General features: G+C 36.3%; 4 protein-coding genes. 3 read left to right on the top strand and 1 reads right to left on the bottom strand.

The genetic code is table 11. The annotated features are described in order from the left end of the window. Positions 1-247 precede the first annotated feature (247 nt). Positions 248-2,242, bottom strand: a complete 1,995-nt coding sequence (locus ABXZ36_RS15705; protein ID WP_354616635.1) for a putative porin — start codon at positions 2,240-2,242, stop codon at positions 248-250. 169 nt (positions 2,243-2,411) lie between these two features. Between ABXZ36_RS15705 and ABXZ36_RS15700 the strand changes: the two genes are divergently transcribed. From ABXZ36_RS15700 to ABXZ36_RS15690, 3 genes are all read left to right on the top strand, one after another. After that, the gene (locus ABXZ36_RS15700; protein ID WP_354616634.1) at positions 2,412-6,683 is read left to right on the top strand and encodes a thrombospondin type 3 repeat-containing protein; all 4,272 of its coding nucleotides are present in this window, start codon (positions 2,412-2,414) and stop codon (positions 6,681-6,683) included. Further along, a complete protein-coding gene (locus tag ABXZ36_RS15695; protein WP_354616633.1) occupies positions 6,680-7,387 on the top strand; it encodes a hypothetical protein in 708 nt (235 codons plus the stop codon). Before ABXZ36_RS15700 ends, ABXZ36_RS15695 begins: the two co-directional genes overlap by 4 nt. A gap of 90 nt (positions 7,388-7,477) precedes the next feature. Beyond that, positions 7,478-8,125: a hypothetical protein gene (locus tag ABXZ36_RS15690; protein WP_354616632.1), complete on the top strand. Its 648-nt coding sequence runs from the start codon at positions 7,478-7,480 to the stop codon at positions 8,123-8,125. The last annotated feature ends 504 nt before the right edge of the window (positions 8,126-8,629 follow it).

The raw sequence follows: 8,629 nt of genomic DNA, 5'->3' as shown, positions 1-8,629 counted from the left end.
TTTTTTAATCTTTTCTTTTGCCATTCCCGAATAGCTTATAATACAAGGATTTACGTGTGGAAATAAATTGATATTTTTCTTGGGGCAAGGATTGAGCTCCTTGCCTGAGCTCTTTGCCTAAACCACTATTGGTTGGCCATTTTGACAAAATTCGGCAGATTGGACCATTCCTTCTCGCTAAAAAGATTGTAAAAGCGAGTAGCGAAAGCCTGATTCTACCCTTTCCTGGTAGAAGCCCCTATATAATTTAGGAGAAGAAATTCCAAACTAGACCAAAACGGATCACAAAATCCCTATACGGATAGTTTGGGGCCGAATAGAAGTTGAAGCCAGAGAAGGAAGAATTAAAATGTTCTGCCTTTAAAAAGATCCTAGTCTGTTTTACTTTAGCATTTATAAAAAAATCTAACATAGGATACCCTCCAAGTTCTTCACGATTCTGAATATAGAACTCTCCCAATAAGGGATTATAAGCGTCCATATTATACGCGGTAAAATACTTAAAGGTAACTCCAGTTTGAAGGTGCATGGCCCTATCAAATACATCTTTTGAAAAATACAAGGTGTTCCTGGTCACCAATTGAGGCACATTGAGTACATTGTTTGTCTGATCAACCTGTTGGTACATCAGCGTATTGTTCAAAGCAAAGTTCCCCAACTTAAACTCCTTACTATACTTCACTTTTAAATAACCCACACTATTGCCTTCCTGAAAGGGCCGTACCGCGGCATTTTCCTGCCCTGCATCTACCTGTTCCTGAGAGGCGATTGATGTAAAATACGTGTAATTGTCAATACTATTATATGCTGCAGATAGACTACCCAATAGTTTAGAATCTAACCCCAATAGCAAACCATTAACACGCTCCTTGTCAAACGCCTGATTGTTCTGCCAATTGTAGTTCACATAATCACTCTGATATAGCAGGTAGTTGAAATTAGGCATTTTACTAGAAGAGTTTATAGCAAAAGTAGCCTTAACTCCAGATTTAAGTTGATAGCTGGCAGCTGCGTTTATAATGCTACCTGTTAACTCCCCAGAAACTCCATAATCTATACCCCCATTCAAATTAAATCCACCTATCGTTTTCTCATAATTGGCACCAACGGTAATCTGCTCCCCCTTTAATTGGTTCGCAATCTCCTCCCCTGTGGCTGTAATCAGTCTACTATCAAAAAAGTAATTGTAATTGTAAAGAGCCACATTCCCTTTTAAGATACCCAAAGTTCTATTGCCCAACTCCACATACCCTTGATTGTACATAGTCTTCAGATTTGCTTTATCTGTTATTTCACTCACAAAAGCATCACCAAAAAATGCATCTTGAGTTCCTTGACTAAACTGGTAATATTTGGTCTCATAATTAAACTCATGTCCAAGCGTCAGGTAGTTTGATTTGGTTTTTGAAGTGTCACCCACCTTTTTGAACACATCATATTGATGATCAAAAAAGTATCTTTTCCCTAAAACTTTATTGTTAGCATTGGTAAAATTGACGTCTAACCTTGATCGATCTTTAAATCGATCAACACCAGATTCAAATTGCACTTCCTTATTGGAAAGCCCTCCATTTTCCTCAGCGAGAATATCTTGGGCTGCAATATGAGCCCTAAGCCTATACCTGCCACTTTTGGTTTCATAGGTAGCGGTGGATCTAAAGTTGCCTGATTCGGCCTCCTCAAATTGATACTTCCCCAAAGATCTAAACCCTTTATAGGCTAAGGAAATATTTAGGCGTGGGCTCATATTAAAGGTTAGGAGTGCATCTAACAATTGACCTTGTTCCAAGGTAGTCTTGAACATCAATTCCGTCATAGGCGTGGGCACCCTATAATAGTTGATGTCCTGTACTTCCATATAATTGAAATGTTTTGCTTTTGCGCCAATAGAAGGATACAACGTGTTTGGTTTCATAGTTACCCCCAAGCTATTATAAGGTTGCCCTATGTTAGAAAAGGGCATAAGTTCAAAGTCGTCCTTGCGCAAAAAATTGTACTTGTATTCCTTTTCTATGGAAATTGTAGTATCTAGATAAGTAGTATCCCTAGCGTATGAAATTATCTTGTAGTCTTTAATGCCTATTTTTTCTTCTTCTTTGATCTTGTCCTTACTAAAGGTTTTAAATTTTTGTTCTTTAGTCACTGTAGGCATTTTTTTTACAGAATCATTGACACTAGATTTGTCCTGCGCAAAAAACAAACTTGAATTACATATAAATAGAAGTGCTACTAAATATCTCATTCCAAAAAATTAATTGAGCAAAGGTAATTTTTTTGTTATTAAGGAAATATGAAAAAGTTAGCAATTCCTAGATTGAAATTCACAACCGTTAAACCATGGATATTAATTTTACAGCAATAAAAATTGAAAATATTAGATATTTTGTTGATTTTTACATAAAAAAGCTGAAATGTTAAGAAAATTACTGCTCCTTCTACTATTCGTGGGCATAAATTCCTATGGGCAATTTAATGAAAGTGCACCATGGATGGGAAATATTAAAAAAAATCCTAGTAATACCTCAAAAGCAAATCCATCATCTTATACAATTAATGAGATTTCTGAAGCCTTTCAAGAGTACTGGAAAGACAAGGACCCCAATGTAAAAGGATCAGGGTTTAAACCCTACATGCGCTGGGAAAATTATTGGAAAAATTTTGTCGATTCCCAAGGAAATCTTCCAACATCCACGGAGCTTTGGGAAACTTGGAAGAATAAGAGCAATAGCACAGCCAAAAGCAACGCAATCAGCAATTGGAGTTCATTAGGACCGTTCAGTACTAATGCCTACTCTGGGAGACTTCCAGGCCAGGGACGAGTTAATGCAGTCGCTGTAGATCCAAATAATCCCAATACTTGGTATGTTGGAGCACCAGCCGGAGGAATTTGGAAATCTATCAATGCTGGTTCATCTTGGATTAATTTATTCGATGATTTCCCACAAATAGGGGTGTCCGGTATTGCCATAGACCCTAACAATTCTAATATTATATATATTGCAACAGGAGATGATGATGCTGCAGACTCTTATAGTGTAGGCGTATTCAAGTCCTTGGATGGGGGCAATACTTGGAACGCAACCGGTTTAAACCCCAGCAACACTTCGATAGGTTGGTTAATGAACGAGATCACCATAGATCCAACAAATTCTCAAATTGTTTGGGTTGGCACCAATCAAGGATTATACAAGTCAAATGATGCAGGTATTAATTGGGTTAGAACAAAAACCGGAAACATTAAAGACTTCAAACTAAAACCAAACAATAGCAATACGATTTATGCTGTTTCCAATAATGAATTTTTCAAATCCACAGATGGTGGCGCCACATTCATTACAATAACCAATAATTTACCTACTAGTTCAGGTAGATTTGTATTGGGAGTAACTCCTGCCAATGAAAATGTGGTTTATATATTGAGTGCTAATACAGGTGCAAATGATTTTTCATTTCAAGGAATTTATAAATCCATCAATTCTGGGCAAACATTTACCAAAAGAGCAAATACCACCAATATCATGGAATCTAATCAGGCCTGGTTCGACTTGGCATTGGAGGTTTCGCCTACAGATGAAAATGTTTTGTACACAGGCTGCTTAAACCTTTGGAAAAGCAACAACGGTGGTAATGCCTTTCAAAAATTGAACTCTTGGTTCCAAAATAATCCTGCCTATACACATGCAGATATCCATACCTTAAAAATATTTAATGGAAAATTGTTTTGTGGTAGTGATGGAGGAATTTATGTTTCAGAAAACGGGGGCACCTCATTCAGCGATTATACCAATGGGATTTCTATCAGTCAGTTTTATAGAATTTCTGTAGCTGAAGGAAATGCTTCTAAAATTATTGGAGGGCTGCAAGATAATGGAGGGCACGTCTTAAACAATGGATCTTGGAATACATACCATGGCGGAGATGGAATGGATAATGTAATAGACCCAAATAATCCCAATTTAATCTATGGCTTCACCCAATTTGGAGGATCATTAAACATCTCAACAGATTCAGGGCAGTCTATTGGATTCGTAGGCCCTCCAAGAGACGGTCAAGGAAATAGTATTCAAGGCAACTGGATAACTCCAATGGCTATAAGTTCAAATGGAGATGTTTACGCAGGCTATGATGCCGTGTATAAACTAATAGGGAATAGCTGGCAAAAAATTTCAGGACCTATAGGCAGTGGAAATATTGAAGATATTGAGATAGACCCGAATAATCCCATGATCATTTATGCAGCTGAGAGCGACTTTTTGTTCAAAAGTATTGACGGTGGAGTAACTTTTTCCACTTTGAACAAGTTTGATTCTAACATTTCGGACATTGCAATCAACGGTACAAATAGTAATATTTTATACGCTACTACCTCCAACAGAGTTGGGATCAGTCAAGCCAATCAACAAGCCGTAAGAGGTGTGTTTAAAATAACCGTAAATGGCAATAATGCTATTGAAGAGGACATTACCTATAATTTACCTAAAGATCAAGCATTCTTCGCCATTATCCATCAAGGAAGGAATTCCACTAATCCTATCTATGTTGGCACCAGTTTAGGAGTGTATAGACTGGATGACACTCTAACGGAATGGGAGGATTATTTCACTGGCCTTCCAAATACTGCGGTGGGCGATCTTGAAATTAGTTTGGATGATGAAATAATTACGGCTGCAACTTACGGAAGGGGAATATGGCAATCGCCTATTCCAACTGAAATTCCCTCTAATGACATTAGAATTGTCTCATTAGTTCCCGAAGAAAATAGTGTCCTTTGTGGTGAAATAATGCCATCAATCACAGTAGAAAATAAAGGGGTCAATACTATAAATGAAGTACAAGTAACCTACACTCTAAATGGTACACCTCCACAAAATTTTACCCATGCAATTACATTAAACTTTGGGGAGACTGGTGTTATACCTTTGCCTTCATTAAGCACTACAGGGATAGGTAAAAATACCTTAACTGCTAATGTAACTATAGCAAATGACGCTTTCTCTAACAACAATGAAATGTCTCGTAGTTTCTTTGTGAATAATTTTGGGGTTGGCGATGCCGTTAGCACCTTTGAAACTGAAGATGATTTTCTGATTACCTACAATGATGGTGCCGAAGGCAGTGTTTGGGAAAAAGGTGTCCCTGCGGGAACCTTGCTAAATATAGCTGGATCTGGGAATCAGGCATACGCCACAAATTTAGATGGAAACCATCCGAATAATGTCAAAGGTGTACTCTTGAGTAAATGCTATGAGTTCTCATCCATCTTAGCTCCGGTGCTCAAATTTAAAATGGCCTATGACTTGGAGGTCAATTTTGACATAGTTTATGTTCAATATTCTATTGATGATGGAAAAACATGGGATGTACTAGGGAATAGTAATAGTGGCCCCAATTGGTATACTAGTAGCAGAACCAACGCAGAATCTGGAGAAGCAGATGATTGCCAAAACTGTCCGGGTGCCCAATGGACAGGCACTAATACACAGTTAACGGAATACGCGTATAATTTTGTTGAAAATGCCATAAAGGGCGATACCAATCTCACCAATGAATCCAACATCATATTCAGAATTATTTTCCATGCCGATGCAGGTGTAAATCAAGAGGGAGTGGTTATTGATGATTTTGTAATAGAAGGGTTTCAAGACGATGAAGATGACGATAACGATGGTATTAATGACAATGTGGACAATTGTCCTTTAATTGGTAATGCCAATCAATTGGATACTGATAATGACGGTATTGGAGATGCTTGTGATCCGGATGACGACAACGATGGAATAAATGATGCTGATGATAATTGCCCTCTAATTGCAAATGCAGACCAATTAGATACAGACAATGACGGTATTGGTGATGTTTGTGATAATGATTCTGATAATGATGGAGTTCCTAATGCATCTGACCTCTGTCCGGATACCACAGAAAATGCAGTTATTGATGTTAACGGTTGTGAAATATTCTCCTTGCCAGTGACAAATTTTTCTGTTCTGACCACTGCAGAGTCTTGTATTTCTAGTAACAATGGAACTATTGTAATTACAGCAGTAGCCTCTTATAACTATATAGCTACCCTTACAGCCTCAACAACAACAATTGCGAATCAAAGTTTTGCGACAGCTACTAGCTTCGAGAATCTTACTGCTGACACGTATACAGTATGTATCTCCATTGAAAACCAACCTGACTATCAAAATTGTTTTGAAGTGAGGATAACGGAGCCAGTAGCCCTCTCTGTATCTTCCAAAGTAAATACCTTGGGCAAAGAAATTACACTAAAGCTTTCTGGAGGTAAAATATATACTGTAAGGGTTAATAAAGATATTTACACCACTATTCAAAGTGAAATAACTTTACCACTTACGGAAATAGAAAATAAAATTAGCGTCTCAACGGATCTTAACTGTCAAGGCAGTTTCGAGGAACTTGTTGTTTTAAATAGCGAATTACTTATTTATCCGAACCCCATTGCCAATGGAAATTTGAACATACAACTGGGTAATACTAATACTGGAAATATTAAGGTAGCCCTATTTAGTATTAATGGAAACAAGGTGTACGGCAAAGAACAAGTTGCAGAAAATGGAGCACTACAAATAAACGTGGATGGTCTTGCCAAGGGAGTTTATATCCTTAACATTAAATCAGGCAGTGTGCTAAACACCTATAAAATAATAAAAAAATGAAGAAACTAAAAAACCTTTATCTCCTTTTGTGTTTTACAATTTTGTCATGTGCAGGAGGTGATTCTAATGTTGAAACCCCCAATATTCCAGAACCGGTAGCCTCCCCGTTACAATCTACATTGGTATTTCCCGAAAACAACAAGGAGTGTACTGAGGGAGATATTCAGAGTGACACCCGAAGTATTGTTAATTTTCAATGGAACAATTCAGAGAATACCGACAGTTATGAGATTAATTTAAAAAACTTAAATAACAGCAATTCATCTAAGGCAAATTCTACAAGTAATTCAATTCTTATTACTTTAGAACGAGGAGTACCCTATGAGTGGTTTGTTGTTTCCAAGGCAAATGGCACCAATATCACCGCAAGCAGCACTACGTGGAAATTTTACAACCAGGGTCCTGGAATTGAAAATTATGCTCCCTTTCCGGCTGAAGCCGTTAATCCTAAAAGGGGAGCCAATCTATCGAATGTTGCTAATGTAACTTTGGAATGGATTGGAAGTGATATTGATAATGATATCATTGACTATAAGATTTTATTTGACACCAATGAATCTCCAACAACAGTATTAGGCACAACAACTGAACAGACAATAGAAGCTTCAGTAGCAGCAAGTAGCACCTATTATTGGAGAGTCATTACTACTGATTTTAACACTAATTCGTCCACTTCTGAAATTTTTTCATTCAAAATCAACTAACTATTCCAATGAATTTAATAATTGGAATAGTTTTTGATGTATTTTTATAGAAAATTATCATTAACCTAAAACTATTATAAAATGCGTTTTTTGAGTTTATTTACATTTATTATCCTATTTCAATTTAGTCATGCCCAGAACATTGATTTGCCAACAGAATATTTACAGAATAATACCAGCGGCAAAAATTCAATTCCTGCCAATGTAATTGGATCTCCCTATTTTGATGATTCTTGGAAATTTGGAACGGTCTATATAAATGAAACTAGTTTTAACCGAGAATTACGTTTTAATGCCTTTCTTGACCAAATTGAAATGAAAGAAAAAGGTGAAACAACCAGTCTTTACAAAAGAGATTATATCAGTGCCAAAATAGGTGAACAAAATTATCTCATTGAAGAATATGCAGTAAATAGCGATGCAGTTAGACGAGCTTATTTTATAGAATTAAATAAAGGAAAAGCTCGTTTACTCATTAGAAAGCAAAAAGAACTTTTAGCCGCCCAAGAAGCTGCCTCTTCTTATCAAACTGACAAGCCTCCAAGATTTATAGACAAGGAGGCATATTTCCTTAAAATAGATGACAAACCCGCCATAGAAATCCAATTAAAAGAAAAAGACCTCTTAAAAAACCTAGATAAGCATGATCAATTGAAATCCTTTATAAAGACCAACGAATTAAAACTAAAAACTGAGGAAGAAGTCGTACAGCTCCTAAACTATTTTAGTTCACTATAAATTACAAGCATAAAAAATTAAAACCCCTTTAAAGCATCTGTATGTTTTAAACGGGTTTTTACGTTCTATATAACCTTTGAAGATCTTCTATGAGAAACAATTTCTCACTTTCCTCACAACTTCCTATATCCCAATCTCATATAATAAAGTTAGCCAAAACAGTTTTGAAAGTATAATATATTAAGTACTCCTTTACAATCCAGTAATGAATATAGTCGCTTAATATTTATATAAATAGTAGAAAAAGCCTTACAATTTTATCTTTTGCATTTGTATCAAATCATGCAGGGCCTTAGACTTATTTTGGCCTTTTTATACATATTTAGCCCAATATAAGCGTTTAGCTAGATGTAATACTAACCATTGAAAGTTTAGACCATCCTCACTACATCGTTTTAGCCAATCTCTCGAATACATAGTTTATTAATTATAAAAAACACCAAACTATGCTACTCCCCATCTGTAAGACAGTTTAAAGATATTTATTATTAATTATGATGCCAT

Source organism: Sediminicola arcticus (assembly GCF_040566695.1).
In the GTDB taxonomy this organism is placed as follows: domain Bacteria; phylum Bacteroidota; class Bacteroidia; order Flavobacteriales; family Flavobacteriaceae; genus Sediminicola; species Sediminicola arcticus.
The sequence above is the reverse complement of the archived record's forward strand: the minus strand, read 5'-3'. Positions and strand labels throughout refer to the sequence as shown.